This window comes from Methanothermococcus jasoni (assembly GCF_049075655.1).
Lineage (GTDB): Archaea > AGJL01 > Methanococci > Methanococcales > Methanococcaceae > Methanofervidicoccus.
Genome location: NZ_CP157522.1, coordinates 256,873 through 274,774, shown reverse-complemented (window position 1 = coordinate 274,774; position 17,902 = coordinate 256,873). Strand labels below are relative to the sequence as shown.

Annotated in this window: 16 protein-coding genes; 14 read left to right on the top strand and 2 right to left on the bottom strand. The window is 31.5% G+C overall.

Annotation, left to right across the window (positions count from 1 at the left end):
* Position 1 precedes the first annotated feature (1 nt).
* The 5 genes from Mjas_RS01360 to Mjas_RS01340 all read left to right on the top strand — a co-directional run bounded on the left by Mjas_RS01360 (position 2) and on the right by Mjas_RS01340 (position 5,805).
* Positions 2–634, top strand: a complete 633-nt coding sequence (locus Mjas_RS01360) for a hypothetical protein (protein WP_421078007.1) — start codon at positions 2–4, stop codon at positions 632–634.
* Positions 635–666: 32 nt separating this feature from the next.
* Positions 667–2,079, top strand: coding sequence for a proton-conducting transporter membrane subunit (locus Mjas_RS01355; protein WP_421078006.1), 1,413 nt, complete (start codon positions 667–669; stop codon positions 2,077–2,079).
* 10 nt (positions 2,080–2,089) lie between these two features.
* Entirely contained in the window at positions 2,090–3,655 is a 1,566-nt protein-coding gene (locus tag Mjas_RS01350; protein ID WP_421078005.1) for a hydrogenase, read from the top strand.
* Between the two features lie 12 nt (positions 3,656–3,667).
* Positions 3,668–4,408, top strand: a complete 741-nt coding sequence (nuoB, locus tag Mjas_RS01345; protein ID WP_421078004.1) for an NADH-quinone oxidoreductase subunit NuoB — start codon at positions 3,668–3,670, stop codon at positions 4,406–4,408.
* 131 nt (positions 4,409–4,539) lie between these two features.
* Positions 4,540–5,805: a cation:proton antiporter gene (locus Mjas_RS01340; protein ID WP_421078003.1), complete on the top strand. Its 1,266-nt coding sequence runs from the start codon at positions 4,540–4,542 to the stop codon at positions 5,803–5,805.
* A gap of 34 nt (positions 5,806–5,839) precedes the next feature.
* Here Mjas_RS01340 and Mjas_RS01335 read toward each other — a convergent pair whose 3' ends face one another.
* Complete coding sequence (locus Mjas_RS01335) at positions 5,840–6,874, bottom strand: A24 family peptidase C-terminal domain-containing protein (protein WP_421078002.1); 1,035 nt, start codon at positions 6,872–6,874, stop codon at positions 5,840–5,842.
* 47 nt (positions 6,875–6,921) lie between these two features.
* Entirely contained in the window at positions 6,922–7,293 is a 372-nt protein-coding gene (locus Mjas_RS01330) for a cysteine-rich small domain-containing protein (protein WP_421078001.1), read from the bottom strand.
* A gap of 115 nt (positions 7,294–7,408) precedes the next feature.
* Here Mjas_RS01330 and Mjas_RS01325 point away from each other — a divergent pair, with 115 nt between their 5' ends.
* The 9 genes from Mjas_RS01325 to Mjas_RS01285 all read left to right on the top strand — a co-directional run bounded on the left by Mjas_RS01325 (position 7,409) and on the right by Mjas_RS01285 (position 17,869).
* Complete coding sequence (locus Mjas_RS01325; protein WP_421078000.1) at positions 7,409–8,176, top strand: HDIG domain-containing metalloprotein; 768 nt, start codon at positions 7,409–7,411, stop codon at positions 8,174–8,176.
* Positions 8,177–8,354: 178 nt separating this feature from the next.
* Entirely contained in the window at positions 8,355–10,058 is a 1,704-nt protein-coding gene (gene ade / locus Mjas_RS01320) for an adenine deaminase (RefSeq protein ID WP_421077999.1), read from the top strand.
* 15 nt (positions 10,059–10,073) lie between these two features.
* Positions 10,074–11,078 (top strand): methionine synthase, encoded by a 1,005-nt coding sequence (locus Mjas_RS01315; protein ID WP_421077998.1) that lies wholly within the window; start codon positions 10,074–10,076, stop codon positions 11,076–11,078.
* Positions 11,079–11,179: 101 nt separating this feature from the next.
* On the top strand, positions 11,180–12,631 hold the full coding sequence (locus Mjas_RS01310) for a DUF7343 domain-containing protein (RefSeq protein ID WP_421077997.1): 1,452 nt from the start codon (positions 11,180–11,182) through the stop codon (positions 12,629–12,631).
* Entirely contained in the window at positions 12,628–13,668 is a 1,041-nt protein-coding gene (locus Mjas_RS01305) for a cell wall-binding repeat-containing protein (protein ID WP_421077996.1), read from the top strand. Before Mjas_RS01310 ends, Mjas_RS01305 begins: the two co-directional genes overlap by 4 nt.
* Positions 13,669–13,709: 41 nt before the next feature.
* Positions 13,710–14,849 carry an MJ1255/VC2487 family glycosyltransferase gene (locus Mjas_RS01300; RefSeq protein ID WP_421077995.1) on the top strand — a complete coding sequence of 380 codons (1,140 nt, stop codon included), beginning with the start codon at positions 13,710–13,712 and terminating at the stop codon, positions 14,847–14,849.
* Positions 14,850–15,055: 206 nt separating this feature from the next.
* Positions 15,056–16,018, top strand: a complete 963-nt coding sequence (gene cofD / locus Mjas_RS01295; RefSeq protein WP_421077994.1) for a 2-phospho-L-lactate transferase — start codon at positions 15,056–15,058, stop codon at positions 16,016–16,018.
* 204 nt (positions 16,019–16,222) lie between these two features.
* Positions 16,223–17,029 carry a GTP cyclohydrolase III gene (locus Mjas_RS01290; RefSeq protein WP_421077993.1) on the top strand — a complete coding sequence of 269 codons (807 nt, stop codon included), beginning with the start codon at positions 16,223–16,225 and terminating at the stop codon, positions 17,027–17,029.
* A 36-nt stretch (positions 17,030–17,065) separates the two neighbouring features.
* Positions 17,066–17,869 carry an MJ0144 family RNA dihydrouridine synthase-like protein gene (locus Mjas_RS01285; protein WP_421077992.1) on the top strand — a complete coding sequence of 268 codons (804 nt, stop codon included), beginning with the start codon at positions 17,066–17,068 and terminating at the stop codon, positions 17,867–17,869.
* Positions 17,870–17,902: the final 33 nt, after the last annotated feature.

The following is a 17,902-nucleotide window of genomic DNA, read 5'->3' as shown; positions in this document are numbered from 1 at the left end:
TATGATTGAAATGTTGTATTATGAAAAACTGATTATTGCACTTATAATTGGAACGGTATTATTCGCATTAAATACTCACAGATTGTTTCCACTTGTTAAAACAATAGCAATTCAGAGTTTTTTAGTATCACTTCTGACGATAGTTCTTGGAGGCGGGGAAATAACTATATATGGATTTATTATTGCCCTGAGCACTTTGGTAATACGGTCTTTCTTTATACCCAGTTTTCTTATCTATGCCGCAAGAAAAGGCGATATCAAAAGAGAGCTCAATCCATTAATCGGATACCGGGCATCGTTATTCTTCGGATTAGCGGTTATAGCCATAGCCTATATATGGTCAGGATATCTCGATTTTGATATATCAAAAAAACTGCTGTTCATTGGAGGTATAACTACAATAATTCCAGCATTATTCCTTCTAATGGCTAGGAAAAAGGCAATTACTCAGGTATCATCCTACTTAATGCTTGAAAACGGTATATCTATTGTAGGTTTGATGATTGGAAAAAATATGCAGTATGTTGTTGAATTTGGAATACTTCTGGATATTCTAATTTGCGTAATGCTTATGACTATAATTATTAACCAGATTAACAAACTTTACAGCCCTAATGACTACAAAAGGGAATAAATTAAACTTAAAATAATATAGAGGCGTATAAGATGGATGAATTGGTAGTTATAATTCCAGCATTAGCCGGCGTTATTGCTTACTTTATAAGGGGAAAACTTACAAGATACATTCCCTTTTTGGTAGCAATAGTTCATGCTGTCATTACAGCATACATCTGCATTGAACCCAGCCAAGCAATTATGTTAAAAAATTATATCTTTATTACGCCCCTTGGAAAGATAGTGCTTGGTTTAATTTCATTGCTGTTCTTGATGGTATCTTATTACTCCATAGATTACCTTAAAAACTCTAACTATGAATCAGAACATATTTACAGCTCCATGTTGCTGTTCTTTGTATCAGCAATGAGTCTTGCGGCAATTTCCGACCACATAATACTTACATGGATAGCCATTGAAGCCACGACAATTTCAAGTGCCCCACTGATATTCTTGCATAAAACGAGGGATTCAGTTGTAGCCACATGGAAGTACCTTATTACATGTTCTGTTGGAATTTCTCTTGCATTGCTAGGTTCTTTCATTATATTACAATCAATTACACAGCCCGAACAAATTTCTGGTCTTTTATTCTCTAATCTAATGACCTATACTGGAACAATAAATCCATTGTGGTTTTTGGTTGGATTTATATTTATACTCCTAGGATATGGAACAAAGGTCGGTCTGGCTCCAATGCATATATGGCTTTCAGATGCTCACGGAGAAGCTCCAAGCCCAGCATCTGCTCTGCTGTCTGGGGCGTTGTTAAACTGCGCTTTCTTGCCAATATATAAATTCAATACTCTTGCAGGGCATTTTGAGTTAGGGGAAATCACAAGCAATATGATGATAGCTCTTGGTTTATTCTCAGTATTTGTCGCAGCCGCATATATGCCTGCTCAAAAGGATTACAAAAGATTACTTGCGTATTCAAGTATTGAAAACATGGGTATTATTGCACTGGGAACTGGAATTGGGGGAATTGCATTACTTGGGTCGGTTTTCCACATGATAAACCACTCACTTATCAAGTGTGCCTTGTTCTTATCTACTGGAAATATACTCCTTCAATATGGCACAAAAGAAATATCCAAAATAAAAAACTTCTTTAAAGTATTGCCAAAAACTGCATTTGCATTTACGCTGGGTGCCATAGGTATTACAGGATTTCCACCGTTTGGGCTATTCCTAAGTGAGTTGTTAATAATATTTGGAGCATTTACAGGGCATTACTACGCAGTAGGATTCCTATTTATACTTGGATTAATTCTAGTAATCGCAGGATTCTCTAAGAAAATTATTCAAATGGGATATAGCGAATCAGATGAATATATTGAACCAATCAATGAAAGCTTTGGATTATATGCCCCAAGTTTAACCTTGCTGATTCTTTCATTTGTAATTACGGTGCTTATGTTCAGCCCATATCAAGAATGCTTGATAAATTTCTTACTACGCTGAGGTGAATAGGATGGGACTATTAAGAATTGAGAACGGAGTGGCTGTGAATGTTGATGACATACCTATATTGCCATTTGATGAATTTAAAGACGAAATTTTAAAATTTGCAGAAACAGGACATGTTGTTCAGCATTTTGCAGTCCCTTGCTGTGAAATTAAAGATAATGAAACTAACAATAAAAATAACGACAACGAAAATAAAACTGGCTATAAAATATATACAGTTTTAAGAAATGACGGCGGATTATATGTCGCAAGTACCATGGTGGAGGATTCCTATGAGTCTCTTTCACAATATAATATTAAGTTTCACATGTTTGAAAGGGAAATCGCGGAGCAGTATGGAATTATCCCAAAAAATCATCCTTGGTTTAAATCGGTGAGATATCATAAAAATTACAGTGGAAATCCAGATGCATTTGGCAACGACTACACTGCACCAATTCCTGGAAATTATCCGTTCTATGAAGTTGAAGGGGAAGAAATACACCAAGTTGCAGTTGGTCCTGTCCATGCTGGAATTATTGAGCCAGGGCATTTTAGGTTTAATTGTATGGGGGAAACTATCCTACATCTTGAAATACAGCACGGCTACCAGTACAGAGGTATTGAAAAACAGCTGTTAAACTGCAAAAAGAACATACTAGTTCCACTCATTGAATCAGTAGCGGGCGATACTGTAATTGGAAACAGTATTTGTTTTTCGGAAGCCGTTGAAGGATTAAGTGATTATGTGGCGGATGAACCTTTATTAACTTACAGGAGACTTCTGCTTGAAATAGAAAGAATAGCCAACCATATCGGAACGCTGGGGGGCATTGCAGGGGATGTTGGATATCTGCCGACTGCGTCATACTATGGTAGAATCAGAGGAGACTTCCTCAACATGTTTGTATTAATATGTGGAAATAGATTTGGTAGGAGCTCAGTGCGACCTTTCGGAGCTCAGTTTAAACTCAGCAACGACCACATAAAAGAGCTCATCAAGAGGTTTGAACAGCTTAAAAAAGAAGTTATTGATGTTGGAAACCTAATGCTTGATAATCCAGAAGTTCTTGGAAGATTTGACTACACAGGTATGGTGGATACAAAAACAGCCAAGTTAATAGGTCTTGTAGGTCCAGCAGGCAGGGCGTCGGGAATAGAATATGATGTAAGAAAGAGCTTTTCAAGGGCTAAAATTATTTACGACCATGGTATGGAGCTCGTAGCTAGAAAAGACGGAGCTGTCAGTTCCAGGGCAAAAATATACTTTTACGAAACCATTAACTCCATAGAATTCTGCATAGACCTCCTTAAAGTCGCAGATTTCCAAATTAATGACAGCAGTAGCAAATTAGAAGAAACTACATTGAAACCTAACAGCTTTATAATAACTATGGAGGAGGCTTGGAGAGGTGAACTCTCCCACTGTATAATCACGGATGAGGATGGAAACATAATTAGATATAAAATAAAAGACCCTTCTTTCCACAATTGGACAGCACTTGAATTAGCAGTTAGAAATGAGGGAATATATGACTTTCCACTGTGCAACAAAAGTTTTAACCTATCGTACTGTGGTTTTGACCTTTAATGAGGTGTATATATGAACAACATACTTACTAACAGGATAACGCAAGGATATAAGACAGTTGAATTTCCCAGCGATAAAATACAGCTTCCTGAAGCATACCGAGGAAGACCAGTCTTAAACCAGAATGCAACAGACGAAGATGTGCAAAAAGTGGCATCCATATGCCCCACAAGTGCAGTAAATCCTAATGACCGGACTTTAGACTTGGGAAAGTGCCTATTCTGTGGCAAATGTCAGTCCATAAAACAGAATTTCATAAGTTTCACAAGAGATTACAGAATGTTTGCTTTAAAAAGGGAAGATTTAGTTATAAAAGATACTCTAAAAGAACCAGATACAAGCAGTTTAAGTACTATAAAAAAATTATTTGGAAAATCTGTATATATGAGGGAAGTTTGTGCCGGAGGATGCAATGCCTGCGATGCCGATATAAATGTTTTAAATACGCCAGTTTATGACCTATCGAGGTTTGGTATTAAATTTGTAGCATCACCAAGACATGCGGATGGTCTTGTAATTACAGGACCTGTCACAAAAAATATGGAGCTCGCACTCATGAAAACATATGACGCAACTCCTTCTCCAAAATTTGTTATCGCAGTTGGCACATGTGCAATATCTGGTGGAATATTTAGAGAAAACGAGGAAGTGGTTGGCGGGGTTGATAAAATCTTATCTGTGGATTTATATATTCCAGGATGTCCCCCACATCCATTTACAAATTTATATGCATTTGTAAAGTTCTTTAAATAAAATATAATAAAAAAGAGAGTATATTAAATACAAAATATTATTTATTTAAATATGTAAATAACCAAAAATTATAAATAGAGGACTACAAACTATATTATAAAACTTGCAAACTATTAAATTAGGGTGGTTGTATGGATGTTATATTGTTAATTGGCTATCTCTCCATACTTTTTGTTGGAGGGTCTTTGATAGCAAAATTAGCAGAGAAATTTGGAATTCCTGATATTCCTCTACTATTGTTGCTTGGTTTAGCAATTTCTTTTTCCAATATTATGCCAAAGGATATTGTAGAAAACTCTTTCAATCTCATAGGTAATTTTGGGTTGATAATCCTTTTATTCATAGGGTCCTATGAAATGGAATGGAGCATTATGAAAAAAGTATTGGGTGTGATTGTTAAGCTAGATATAATAGCATTACTAATATTGTTTGCAATATCAGGTATAATATTTAATTGGGTATTCCATTTACCGATTTTATCAATAATAGGCTTCCTGTTTGGTGCAATAGTATGTGCCACAGACCCTGCGACACTAATACCTATATTTTCAAAAATGGATATAAATCCAGAAGTTGCAATAACTTTAGAGGCGGAAAGTGTATTCAACGACCCGCTGGGAATAGTTATGGCTTTAATATGTTTATCAGCCATGGGGTTAGCTGCTCATGAAAATCCGATTATTGAATTTATATCCCTTGCTGTTGGAGGGATTGTGCTTGGGCTTATTGGAGGTGTATCCTATAAAACCATAGTTTCAAAAGTTAAATTTGGAGAGTATATAGCTCCATTCACGCTTGGATTGTGTATAACTTTTTGGTATTTTGCAGAAGGGATTTTTCCAAAAATTACCGGCTATGAAATTAGTGGATTTATGGCAGCGGCAATTATGGGGTTGTATATTGGAAATACCATGACAAATAAAAGATATGCTGAAGAGATGGAACGAGTTTCAATGTTTTTTGGAGAATTATCTACTTTTATCAGGATATTAATATTTGTATTATTGGGTGCAAGCGTTAGTATAGGTCTATTGGAAGAATATGCCCTCCCTGCTATGATATGTGCGATGGGCTCCATATTGTTGGCAAGACCTTTTGGTGTATTGATAGCAACTTCAATACCTCCTGCACGACCATTTTTAGAGCGTATCTACATAGCATTAGAAGGTCCTCGAGGTGTGGTTCCTGCAACATTGTCTGCAATGGTTTATTCCGAAATTATGGCACATCCTGATATAATTCCAGCTGCAATAACAAAATACATGCCACCAACGGAATTGGCAGGAACACTTTTAATAGCAACATTTGCAACAATAATAATTAGTGTAGTATTAGAGGCGTCTTGGGCAAAGCCATTGGCAAATTTACTTTTAAAAAATGATGACACAATAAAATAGATTGTTTATTATCCTACTTCGTAAAAAAAGAAACTCATAATATATTAAAATAATAATGGAGCACTAAAACCACCACATACCCAACCAGCACAAATGGAACAAATGGATATGTTGTAATTAAATTTAATTCACCCGGTATTTTTCCTTCTTTGTGCAGTTTTTGCAAGAGCTCTACATCTTCCTTATATAGTCCTTCTCCATCAGTCATAATTATTTTATCATATCCATCATTTTTTCCCAGTTCCGCATTTACCATCATTTTAAATCTTTTTAGTATATTTGCACTTTCTACCTTAACATCCTTATCTTTTATATAAATAATATCCCTTAAAATATCCCCTTCTTTTAATTCAGAAACAGATTTTTTTGAAGAGATTTCAGCACCAGTTAAGGCATAAATTACTATTGATATAAGTGTGAGCTCCCCCACATATATGATAAACGACAGAAGAATATTGTGATTGATAAAATAACTGCTGTCAATTAAATAAATTCCAATTAAATAAATCGGTGCTAAATAACCAGCTTTTTTTATAATATCTTTATATTGTGGTATTTTTCGAGATATAAATATTGAAAGTATTATATACCCCCAAAGAAACAGCGAAGCATAGGGAATACTATAATGATTCAATAGATATATCAAAAATCCAAATACTACGGCTAAACCTGTTGATGATGGAATAATATCCTTCCAATAGGTTCTTAATATATTGGTCATTGGATACAGCGCAGCAAATACTGCACTTATACCAATTAATAGCAATATAGGTTTTGGGATGTAGAATATATTTTCACCATAGGCAAACAGCGGAGCTAATGCGGTGAAAAGTTTTATATCTCCACCACCCATACCTATTCCAAGTATTAAACATAAAACCAATGTTGCAAAAAATGCCCAAATGGATTCAATACCAAATAAATAATATCCAACAGGTAAATTTATCAAAATCATCAAAATAATGATAGTATGGGGAATTTCCCTTTTTTTAATATCGGTATATGTTGCAATACATAAAAGAATAAAATTAAGAATGTATGCAATAGCCAAATAATCGAAACTAATCATATTATCACTACAATAGTTATTAAATCATAAATACCATATATTTTAGTTTATTCTAAATTATTGTTCTTTCCAACTTTCTTTTCAACATTTTCTTTAATTTTCATTATTATTTCTTCGTTATCCAGCATCTCAACAGCTTCATCAATTTCTTTATTCTTGGTGAGTTCTAAAATTTCCCTTAATATTTCACATGCAACATCTGGCTTATGAACCCATACGCAATTCATACAGCTCCAAATTTCTGTTCCGTCCTTTCTCTTAATCATCTCTCCGAGCTCTTCATCTTCACATGGATAAAATGGACAATAGCACCATAAACATACCTGCCCATCAAAATGACATGGATAATATTGGCAGTTTCTATTTGCCCCACATATTCGGAGGACTTTTTTCAGATGTTTTTTTGCGAGCTCTATCATTAACATCACCAATGCGTTTTATATTTATATATTTTATATTTTATAGAAGTTATATTAATATATTGTATAATTTATAATTTATTTTACAAGTTTATAATAAATAAAAGGTGAATAAATGGAAAATAATAATCTAAAAACCGAAAGAAAGATAGAAGAAAGAAAATTATATACCATCGATGATTTATTTAACTTGGCGGAAAAAATAGAAAATAAAGATTTAAGGGACAAGGTAATTAATTTTATAAATAATCCCCTTCCAACCCATGAGGACATTAGTGATACAAAAATAAACCTTGAAGATTCACCAGCAAGTATAAAATGGCATCATAAATACAGAGGGGGGCTGATTGAACATATATTGGCTACCACAAAGATGGCATTGAAAATGGCTGAGGCACTTGAAGAGGTTTATAATTTGAATATTGACAAAGATTTAATAATTGCAGGTGGATTACTTCACGATATTATGAAACCGCAGAACTATATTGAAGATGAGGAAACAAAAAAATACGACCATATACCAAACTTCCATTTGGAGCATCTCACCCTGGCAGTTGCGGAGCTATACAAACAGGGATTTTCTATGGAGCTCATCAAAATAGTTGCATCTCATCATGGAGAACATGGGGCAATGAGACCCGATTCAATAGAAGGATGGTTGTTGCATTATGCAGATAATATAGATGCTTCTTTAAACGATATTGCTATTAGAATATGTCAAGCAAGGGCGAGGGACATGGGTATTGACGAAAATGAAATATATTCCATATTCACTCCTTTAAAGATATATGAAATGAGGACAAAAGAGGGAAAGGAGAAATTAAAAAATGATTTAAATGAGATTTTTGGAAATAATAGGGAGGAGCCTGAGGAAGGATATTAAAATTATTAATTAATAATTAAATAAATTCAATACTAATTAATATTTATTTAATACCTGACAAAATCCTTTCGGAGTTTTTTAAGTTCGACAAAAACCAAAGGTTTTCGTAAGTAGCGAATATATTTTCAAAAACATTTTGCGTTGAAAACTTATATATTATATTTCATAAGGTGTGGTTATGTTTTTAATATTAAAGAACGCCAATATAATAAATGTATATACTGGGGAAATTTTAGAGGGAAATATCGGCATAAAGGATGATAAAATAGTTTTTGTCGATTATTACGATACTATTGATTTAAATGAATTTAAAAATGCTAAAACATTAGATTTAAATGGAAAATTTGTATCTCCAACATTTATTGATGCCCATATTCACATAGAATCATCCCATGTAATTCCTTCGGAATTTGAGAAATATGCCCTTTTAAACGGTGTGTCAAAGGTAGTCATTGACCCCCACGAAATAGTCAATGTTCTTGGTATTAAAGGCATTGAATTCATGTTAAATGATGCCCATATTCTTGATGTTTATTGCATGATACCTTCTTGTGTTCCTGCAACGGAGCTCGAAACCAGCGGAGCAAAAATTACATCAAAAGATATTGAAAATTTATTTAAAAATGAAAAATATAAAAATAAGATTCTTGGACTTGGGGAGGTAATGAATTATATTGGAGTCATAAACGGGGATGAAGAGATATTGGAAAAAATAAACATTGCCAAAAAATATGGAAAATTAATAGATGGACATGCCCCACAGCTAACCGGATTGAACTTAAATAAATATATTGGAACAGGCATAATGTCAGACCACGAATGCACCACCGAAGAGGAAGCCCTTGAAAAAATACGATTGGGACTTAAATTAATGATAAGGGAAGGAACTGCATCAAAAAATATAAATATACTAAAAATACGGGACAAAATAAACGATATTAGAAACATAATGCTTGTAAGTGATGACATATCAATTAAGGATTTAAAAAATGGTTATTTAATAAATACCTTAAAAAAAGCCACAAAATATGTTTCACCGGTTGAAGCAATTCAGATGATAACCATTAACCCGGCAAATTATTTTGGATTCGATATTGGGATAAAACCATCAAATAACGCAGATTTGATTATTTTTGAAGATTTAACCGATTTTAAAATAAATAAGGTAATGATAAAAGGGAAATTTTTAGAGGAATATGGTTTATTTGTAGGAGCTCTACAACATACCCATCATACCAATCATAATAAATATAATAATTATATTAAATATAATTCAATGAATTACTCATACAAATCAGAAGAGGATTTTTTAATTGAAGGGATTGATATAAATATAGAACCAAAAAAATCGGCAAGGATAATAGAACCAATAAAGGACTCTCTTATTACCAAAGAAATCATATTAAATGTTTCCGAAACAATAGATAAGTTAAATAAAAATGAATTAAATAGGATATATGTTATAGAAAGACATAAAGGAACCAATAGAATAGGAAAAGGATTAATCCATTTCTTAAAAAAGGGAGTAATTGCATCATCTTATGCCCATGACAGCCATAATGTGGTGGTTGTTGGAAATAACTTAAAGGATATTGCCATTGCAGTCAATCATTTAAAGGATATTAATGGAGGGTTTGTTGTTGTTGAAAATGGAAAAATCTTAGAATCTGTTCAATTAAATATTGCTGGACTTATGGGGTGTGATGGAGAACATATTTATAAAAAAATTGAATCTATTGAGAGAAAAACAGAAAATCATGTGCTGTATGATACCAATTTATTTTTAACCCTGTCATTTTTAACCCTTTCTGTAATTCCAGAATTAAAAATAACAGATTTTGGACTTGTAAAAAACAACAAGGTTGTTGATTTAGTGTTTTAATATTTTGGTGATAATATGATAAAAACAGTTGTTGGGAGCTACCCTGTGGTAATTAAAGAGCCAGAAAACTTTTTAGAAAAAATTAAAGACAAACTTGGAATGTTTGATAGATACAAATATGCCATAGAAAAGGCAGTGATAGACCAATTAAATGCTGGAATAGATGTATTAAGTGATGGACAGGTGCGAGGAGACATGGTTGAGATATTTGTGAGCAACCTATATGGATTTGAGGGAAAAAGAGTGGTGAATAGAATCGAACACACCAAACCAATTACATTAAAGGACATAAAATTTGCAAATGCCATTTTAAATAAAAATAAGAATAATAACAGTAAAAATAATGGTAAAAATAAAAACAATTCTAATAAGAGTATTAAAGGAATATTGACAGGACCATGCACAATTGCATCATCCATAAGAGTGGAAAGCTATTATTCAGACAATAAAGATGAATCATTAATATATGATTTGGCAAATGCCCTAAAAAAGGAGGCAGAAGCAATTCAAGACTATGTATCTATAATACAAATAGATGAACCAATATTATCCACGGGAATGTATGAATTGGATACTGCAAGAAGGGCAATTAAAAGAATCACAGAAAATTTAAAGGTTCCTGTTTCCATGCACGTATGTGGAAATATAGTGAATATATTTGAGGAGTTGAATACCTTTAATGTAGATATTTTAGACCATGAATTCGCTTCAAATAGAAAGAATTTAGATATTCTTGAATCCATTGATAAAAAGGTTGGTTTTGGATGTATAAATACAAAATTAAAATCTGTTGAATCAGTTGATGAGATAAAGGATTTGCTTAGTGAGGGTTTGGAAATATTGAAAAATAATAATTCATTTATGGGGCTAAATGGAGACATAATAAACAAATTAAATAGTCATGTGATAATAGATCCTGACTGCGGTATGAGGTTGCTTCCACTGGATATTGCATACAATAAATTAAAAAATATGGTAATTGCATCCGAGGAGTTTGAAAATGAAGTAAAAATAAAGTAAAAATAAAGAAAGAATATATTATAAAATACATATAATATATATCATATAAATAAAGAAAATATTATTTAATATGTTTATTATTATGTTGGAAATGTGAAAAAATGATTCATAATAGACTTAAAAGGGTCGTAATATTATTTTTACTTTTATTTGGGGTTTTTAACACAGCTAACGCCATCAAATTTGAAAGCTACAATGTTACTTGCGATATTGACCAAAATAATAAAGTTCATGAAACTATATTTTTGAATATTTATAACGATAACTCCGAAGATATTAAGGACATCACATACATAATTCCACAAAATGCCTACAATTTAAAAGTAGATTCTGATAGGGGCATAGAATCATTCTCAAAAAATCCAAAAGAGGGTTCTACGGAAATTGTCATTAAGTTAAAAAATCCGATAAAAAAAGGGGAAAAAGGTTATTTAAAAACAACATTTGATAGCGACATAGTTTGGGATAAGGGAGATAAAAAATTACTCTCAGTAAGCGTTCCAGCAGTAGATTCAAATTTTAGCATGACTGTAATTTTACCAACGGGGGCTGCTGTGGTGTCTCCTGCGGAGGGGCTTTTGAGTATTACCCCACAGGATTATATTATCGATACCGATGGAAAACGGATATTTATAAAATGGAAAAGAAAATTAAGTGAAAATGAAAGATACTTTACAGCAACTGTATCATACACCATATTGATGAGCTCACCTCAAAATCAAACACCCGCCATATCCAAAAATATTTATTACAACATATTGATTGTAATTCTTATATTATTTGCAATAGGTTCCATGTATGGAATTATATATGAAAAGAAAAAAAATATATCAAAAACTAAATACATTAAAGAATTAAGCCTTAAAAAAGAAGAATTAAATGATAAATTAAATGATTTAATAAGCAAAGTTAGCATCTTAGAATCTAAAATAAATATTAAAGATGAAAATATTCAAAAACTAAGAGAAAAAAATAAAGAATTAAATGAGGAAATAAATGAATTAATATCTAAAATAAATAAATTGGAAATAGAAATAAACGATAAAAATGACACCATCAAAAAACTCAAAAGTATGAATGACGAATTATTGAATAAGATAAAATATTATGAAAGTGAAATAACTTCCCTAAATTCAAAAATAAATGAATTAAATGAATTATACAATAAAGAAATGGAAAAAATCGACGAACTAAATAAATACACAAAAAATATAATAACTGAAAAAGAAGAAACCATAGCTAAACTAAAAAGTATGATAAATGAATATGAACAAATCATATCTAATTTAAGAAACACTATAAATGAATATGAAAAAACCAAAGGCGAAATGTTAATGAATATATTAACAGAAGAAGAAAAAATGATAATAAAACTAATAAAGGAATATAAAGAGATTACTCAAAAGGAAATTGTAGAGCTCACTGGATTAACAAAACCTAAGGTTTCAAGAATAGTGTCTGATTTAGAGGGACGAGGTATAATTAAAAAGATTAAACTTGGCAGGATAAATAAACTAACCCTGTCAGATGAACTAAATGGGTGGTTAAAATGATGATGAAAAAATATCATAATATATTATTTTTTATTTCTTTTTTAATTTTGTTTATTTCTTTTGGATGTGTTAATGCGGTAAAAATAGGTGGAGAAAAACCTTCTCTTGTTGATACTGTGATTATTACAAACGATAACTGGGCAGATTGTATTGTTGCTGCGGAATATGCCTATGAATTGAATGGAGTTATACTTCAAACCGAAGGAGATAATCTAAATCCACATGTGGAAAATATGGTAAAATCCATAAATCCAAAAAAAATAGTGATTGTTGGAGGTCCATTGGCAGTTTCCAAGGATGTTGAAAATAAACTAAAAAAATATGGCAATGTAATTAGAATTTGGGGACCCACAAGGGTAGAAACCGATGAAAATATATTAAAACTATTGAATAGCAACAATACAAAAGTTCTTGTTAATGGCTATAATTTCAGTGAAGTAATTATGGTTTCCAATGAATATATTCCTGTTTATTGCTCCATAGATGTTTATAATCCAAATAGTGTTATTAGAGTTTATAAAAACAATACTGTAAAAATCTATGATGCACACAACAAGAGATTTATTGGAGAGTATGAGAGGAATAAAGTTTTAGAAATCCCAAATAAAGTAATAGTTTTAAATAAGCCAAATATTAATGTAGAATATTGTTATAATGAAGATATACATGCCTTTGGATATCCTATAATAAATATTAGTCATGATTATTATAAATACTATTCCAACAATTACCCGATATTATTGGATAAAAATAGCGTTTCTGCCTTATTATTGTCAAAATATCTAAATGTCCCCATTACTACCCAATCTGATGGAAACCATGTATTGCAGTTTAATGAGGATGCAGTAAATAACAGTATTACTGTTGCAGTGAATATATTGGTGCTCAAAAAAACCATGGACAGTTATAAACAAAATGGAGACCTTGAACAATCATTAAATGAGGCAAAAACACAACTCTGGTCTAAAAATATCCCCGTGGAAAAATACAATATGCCATATAATTACTTAAAAAATTATATTAAAAACCATAATTAATCAAGTAGTAAAAATGCATAAATCTTGGGGGAGATGATATTATGAAGATATTGATTTCCGTATGTGGTGAAGGATTTGGACATACTACAAGATGCGTGGCGATTGGGGAGGAGCTCTCAAAAGAGCATGATGTAAAGTTTATAGCATACGGTAAAAGTATGGATTTTATAAAAAGATACAATTACGATGTTTTTGAAACATACCCTGAAATAAAACTATCTGGAAATGATGGTAAATTTGACATTAAAAAAAGCATATTTAATAATAAATACAATCCCGCAAAGGCCATAAAAAGAGAGATGGAAATAATAAGAAAATATGACCCTGATTTAATTATATCAGATTGCAAATACAGCACAGTAGTGGCGTCAAGATTTCTAAGAAAACCTTACTATATTATTACAAATCAAAATTATACAAGAACACATAATAAGGAGAAATTCATTGTTTATCCTGTTATGAAACTGTTGAATGTAATAAATAAATCTGCTGAAAAAGTTATTATTCCAGATTTGCCTATGCCTTATACCATATGCGAATATAACTTAACAAAATTGGACAATTTGTCATTTGTTGGACCAACAATTAGATACAAATTGGACGATTATGAAAATAAGAGGGGAGATTATATATTAAGTGTAATTGGGGGATTTGAATATAGATTTAGGATTTTAAAATTATTAAATGATGTGGCAGAAGAAAAAAATATAAAAGTGAAAATGGTTTGTGGCAGTTATGAGGTTGCAAAAAAACTTAACAAAATAAAATCATCAAATGTTGAGGTTATACCATTAACTACCAACATGGAAAATCTGATAAAAAATTGTTCATTTATGGTTTGTCATGGAGGGCATTCTACACTTATGGAAGCTATGAGCTTTGGAAAGCCAGTGATTACAATTCCTGACTTAGACCATCCAGAGCAGGAAAATAATTCAAGAAAAATAAATGACCTAAAATGTGGAATAGCATTATCTCATAAAACATTGGAGTATGATTTAAGTAATGCCATTGACGAGATAAATGATAATGATATTTATTTTAAAAATGCTGAAAAATTAAGCAATATGTGTAAAAATTATAACGGAAGAGATAATGTAAAAAGAATAATTGACAATCACAAACCAGTTAGGAGTGTATTTAATAAACCTACCTCTAATTTTAAAGTTTTTAAAGTTTAATCAAAATTAACATTTTTATATAACTACCCTATACTCCATATAAAAAATAAAAATAAATAAAATAAATATAAATATAAGATGTGAAACATATAATCACAGTATTGTATTGTATAACTAAATATTAATCCCAAGTATGTATCATGTACTATATATTGCATCATGCAATCCTCACCAATTTCAAAAAATTTATGAACGGGAGTGGTATAATGAAAGTATGTGTTTTATCAGGAGGGACCGGCACTCCAAAACTTATGCAAGGACTAAAAAGAGTCATACCAGAAAACGACATTTCTGTAATTGTTAATACTGCGGAAGATACATGGGTAGGGGGTTTATATCTTTCTCCGGATATAGATACCGTTCTTTATACCTTTTCAGACCTTATAAATGAAGAAACATGGTATGGTGTAAAAGGAGACACATTTACAACTCATGAAACATTGAAAAAATTTGAATCTAATGATTTCAAGGAGCTCCTACGAATAGGTGATAAAGACAGAGCTCTGAAAATGCACAAAACTCATTATATTAACAAAGGTTATCCGCTGTCAAAAATTGTAGATATGGAAAGAGAAATGCTCAATATAAAGGCAAATATATACCCCATGACCGATGACAATGTTGAAACAAAAATATTGATAAAAGAAAAAGATGAAGAAGGAAATGAAAATAAAGTTCTTTTAAAATTCCACGACTTTTGGATTAATAGAAAAGGAAAAGCTGATGTTTTGGATGTATTTTATGAAAATTCCAACTACGCAAGTGCAGTGGATGGTGCATTGAATGCTATTGAAAATTGTGATTTTGTTATAATAGGTCCTTCAAATCCCATAACTTCAATAGCTCCAATATTAAGCATTAAAGACATTAAAAAGGCAGTTAAGGATAAGGTAGTCTTTGCAGTATCTCCAATAGTTGGAGATAGTGCGGTAAGCGGTCCAGCGGGAGTATTGATGAAGGCAAAAGGGTATTCTGTGGATGTCATAGGAATTTGTGAATTCTATAAGGACATAATCAACACCCTTGTAATAGACAATGCAGATAAAGATAAAATAGATAATATAAAGTGTGATGTTGTGGCTACAAATACCATAATGAATAGTTTAACCGACAAAATAAAATTGGCAAAAGATATAATTGTAGGTTATAAGTCGTTGAATGAGAAATAATTCCCAAAAATAATTTATAGATATAATTTATTTAATCAAAATCATAAAATATATTTTATAATAAATACTAAATATATATTATAATCTCTAAAACCTATCATTAAAAAAACTATTAAAAAATAAATTTATTAATGTGAAATGTTTAACTAAATGTATTTAAAAGATAAAAAAAGAATAATGCACATAATTAATAAGATGATAGCTATGATTCAAATTACAGTTATACAGATTGATAATTACGGACCATGGACAGTTACTCCAAATCCACGGAGAGAAAGTGATTTACAAGCTTTGCAGTCAAGACTCTACTGCGATTTGAACCTACAATTCGGAGCTCACAAGGGGCTTGTATTCTATACTAGATTTGATAACCTGATTGCCATTACAAATGGTATAGATTTAACCACTCATGAAAGGATTCAAGATAGCATTAAAAACAGATATCCTTTCACAATAAGTATGGCTGTGGCATCAGCTGAAACTCCTTATGAAGCTCAAAAACTTGCAACGAAAAAGATTCAAGAGCATGGCAGTGCCCAGGATGAATATAGAAAGGAAATATTAGATGTTGCAAATGATTTTGTCTTTGATAGTGGATATGTTCAGTTGGCACATGTTGATATAAATAATATCACTGGAACATTAACAGATTTGGAAAATGCCTATGACACATATATAAATGTCAATGAAGTTCAATTAAAACTTATAAAAGAACTTAAAAAATATGGTGCCATGGGATTCTTCATTGGCGGGGATAACTTTATGTGCCCATGCAATGGAATGACTGAAAGTGATTTTATAAGCATGTTTAATGACATAAAAGAATCCACCGGTGTTGAATTAAAAGCAGGTATTGGAATTGGGAAAACAGCGGAAGATGCTTCAAACATGGCAGATATCGGATTAGAACTTATAAGGGATGGAAAAACAGAATGTCAGGTATGCACATTGAACTATGAAAACCACAATATAAAGAAAAAATCTGCCAGAAATTTTTTATGTCCAATTTAATGAAAAATAATAGGAATAACAAAAAACATTGATAACATGTCAATTAATAACCACGACATATTAAAATTATGTGGAAGTAAAAAAGTAGTCCTTGCTCCAATGGCTGGTATTACAGATGGGAGCTTCTGCAAAAAATATAAGGATTTATTTGGCATCGTCACCATTGGTGCTTATGACCTAGATGATGCCACTCAAATTGCCAGTGAAAAAATTGTAAAAAGGGGAAGAAAAGAATTTATATACAATTTAGATAAATTCGATGATTTGATAAAAAAGGAAATAAATGAGGCAAAAAAAAGCAACGCATTGGTTTCTGTCAATGTTAGGTTTAAAGACATTGAAAAATCCATGAATAATATAAAAACTATTGGAAAATACGCCGATATAATCGAATTAAACTGCCATTGCCGACAGCCGGAAATTACGGAATTAGGTCTTGGGCAGGAGCTCCTAAAAAAAGAAAATAATATTATTCTAAAAAACTTTTTAGAGAAAATAAGCGATTTAAACTTAAATATTCCTGTTTTTTTAAAAATAAGGGCAAATTTTATACCTGCTGAGGAATTAATTGGTAATTTAAATAATGTAAGGCATTATTTTAATGGATTACATGTTGATTGCTTCAATCCTGGCAAAAATTATCCTGATTTAGATTATTTAAAAGAAATAAAATATAATTTTAAAGATAAACTTATCATCGGGAATAACTCCATAAATTCAATTGAAGATGCGGAAGAAATGTTAAAATATGCCGATTTTGTTTCTGTGGCAAGGTGTGTTTTAAAGGGAAACATCGATTGGATATATGAGCTCAACAATGTTCAGCCGAATGATGGTTAAAATTGTGAGTTATACGCCACATATGGATGTGCA

What these genes read in the sequence shown, in the direction of transcription:
- ade (WP_421077999.1), top strand. Translation starts at nt 8,355, where the DNA reads ATGTTTTTAATATTAAAGAACGCCAATATAATAAATGTATATACTGGG.
- Mjas_RS01325 (WP_421078000.1), top strand. Translation starts at nt 7,409, where the DNA reads ATGGAAAATAATAATCTAAAAACCGAAAGAAAGATAGAAGAAAGAAAA.
- cofD (WP_421077994.1), top strand. Translation starts at nt 15,056, where the DNA reads ATGAAAGTATGTGTTTTATCAGGAGGGACCGGCACTCCAAAACTTATG.
- Mjas_RS01300 (WP_421077995.1), top strand. Translation starts at nt 13,710, where the DNA reads ATGAAGATATTGATTTCCGTATGTGGTGAAGGATTTGGACATACTACA.
- Mjas_RS01315 (WP_421077998.1), top strand. Translation starts at nt 10,074, where the DNA reads ATGATAAAAACAGTTGTTGGGAGCTACCCTGTGGTAATTAAAGAGCCA.
- Mjas_RS01310 (WP_421077997.1), top strand. Translation starts at nt 11,180, where the DNA reads ATGATTCATAATAGACTTAAAAGGGTCGTAATATTATTTTTACTTTTA.
- nuoB (WP_421078004.1), top strand. Translation starts at nt 3,668, where the DNA reads ATGAACAACATACTTACTAACAGGATAACGCAAGGATATAAGACAGTT.
- Mjas_RS01290 (WP_421077993.1), top strand. Translation starts at nt 16,223, where the DNA reads ATGATTCAAATTACAGTTATACAGATTGATAATTACGGACCATGGACA.
- Mjas_RS01340 (WP_421078003.1), top strand. Translation starts at nt 4,540, where the DNA reads ATGGATGTTATATTGTTAATTGGCTATCTCTCCATACTTTTTGTTGGA.
- Mjas_RS01350 (WP_421078005.1), top strand. Translation starts at nt 2,090, where the DNA reads ATGGGACTATTAAGAATTGAGAACGGAGTGGCTGTGAATGTTGATGAC.
- Mjas_RS01305 (WP_421077996.1), top strand. Translation starts at nt 12,628, where the DNA reads ATGATGATGAAAAAATATCATAATATATTATTTTTTATTTCTTTTTTA.
- Mjas_RS01330 (WP_421078001.1), bottom strand. Translation starts at nt 7,293, where the DNA reads ATGATAGAGCTCGCAAAAAAACATCTGAAAAAAGTCCTCCGAATATGT.
- Mjas_RS01355 (WP_421078006.1), top strand. Translation starts at nt 667, where the DNA reads ATGGATGAATTGGTAGTTATAATTCCAGCATTAGCCGGCGTTATTGCT.
- Mjas_RS01335 (WP_421078002.1), bottom strand. Translation starts at nt 6,874, where the DNA reads ATGATTAGTTTCGATTATTTGGCTATTGCATACATTCTTAATTTTATT.
- Mjas_RS01285 (WP_421077992.1), top strand. Translation starts at nt 17,066, where the DNA reads ATGTCAATTAATAACCACGACATATTAAAATTATGTGGAAGTAAAAAA.
- Mjas_RS01360 (WP_421078007.1), top strand. Translation starts at nt 2, where the DNA reads ATGATTGAAATGTTGTATTATGAAAAACTGATTATTGCACTTATAATT.